The 1174-nt window shown below is 72.0% G+C and carries 2 protein-coding genes; both read right to left on the reverse strand.

Annotated elements, in window-relative coordinates; translation table 11 throughout:
* Nucleotides 1-575, reverse strand: a 575-nt coding sequence (locus JF597_RS55385) for a methyltransferase dimerization domain-containing protein (RefSeq protein ID WP_294014893.1), incomplete at its 3' end; no start/stop codon positions are given.
* Nucleotides 576-588: 13 nt separating this feature from the next.
* A partial coding sequence (locus JF597_RS55390) for an FAD-dependent monooxygenase (protein WP_294014896.1) occupies nucleotides 589-1174 on the reverse strand: 586 nt, incomplete at its 5' end.

The following is a 1174-nucleotide window of genomic DNA, read 5'->3' on the forward strand; positions in this document are numbered from 1 at the left end:
CGCGCCAGACCGGCCAGCACGTTGCCGCGGCAGCCGCCGAGCTCCAGCACCGACTGGTGAGCCGCCCAGTCGAAGCCCTGTGTCAGCGCGGGGATGAGCGGACGGCTGGCGTCCTCGGCCATGCCGACGAGCCCGTCCTTCTTCTCCTCACTGTCGTACAGCTCTCCGAACATGTCCTCGCCGCTGTACGTGGCGGCCTGCGGAGCCCCGGTGCGCAGCGCCTCGGAGAGCCGGCCCCAGGCCGGGTACATCACCTGGTCGGCGGCCCGGAGGAAGCCGCCCAGATAGCCCTCGGCGCCCGGCACCAGACACTGCCCGGTGATGTCCGAGTTGCGGTACCGGCCGGATTCCCCGCGCTCCAGGAAACCCAGCTCGGCCAGGGCCGCCAGAAAGTGCCCGGTGCCCCGGGCGTGCAGGCCGAGCCGCCTGCGCAGCTCCTCCTCGTCGCCCGGCTCCTTGGCCAGCGCCTCGAACAGGCCCAGCTCCATCCCGGTCAGCACGAGCTTCGCCGACTGGAACGCCATGGCCTGGCCCAGCACGGCCGCCGGTCCGGCGGCGGTGTTGGTGTCCGTCATCTCGTCGGTCCTCTCAGACCGTGGCCGGCACATGGCCGGCCACGCGGGCGATCGCATCGGACAGCACCGCCGTCGGGTCGTCCGAGGACTCCGCCGCACGGTCCGTGGGCCGCAGTTCCGCGCCCGCGCCGATGACATGGGTGCGCAGCGGAATCCCGAGCTTCTCCGCGACCTTCGTCGCCGCCTCCGCCCAGTGGCCGCCGTCGGGGCCGGTGAGCAGCACGTACGAGTCCCAGAACAGGTCGATCGTGGAGATCGTCTCCTCGCCCCGGCGCAGCCACAGATGGGGAGCGCGGGTACCGGGCTCGCCGGTGAGCTCGAGGTCGGGGGAGAGCACCTTGGCGCCCGCCGGCGCGACCACCGACGAGGAGCGGTAGCGGTATCCGAGCGTGATGACGACGTCGTCGACGAAGTCCTCCTTGTCCTGGTCGGTGGCGTAGCCGTGCCGGATCCGGTTACGGACCAGCGCCTGCTCGGACATGGCCTTGCCCAGGGGACGGCGCTCGGCGTCGTAGGTGTCGAGGAGGGCGTCGGTGCCCCACCCGTCCAGCACCGCGGCCAGCTTCCAGGACAGGTTGTGGGCGTCGTGGATACCGGTG

It is taken from the genome of Streptomyces sp., assembly GCF_019510245.1.
In the GTDB taxonomy this organism is placed as follows: domain Bacteria; phylum Actinomycetota; class Actinomycetes; order Streptomycetales; family Streptomycetaceae; genus Streptomyces.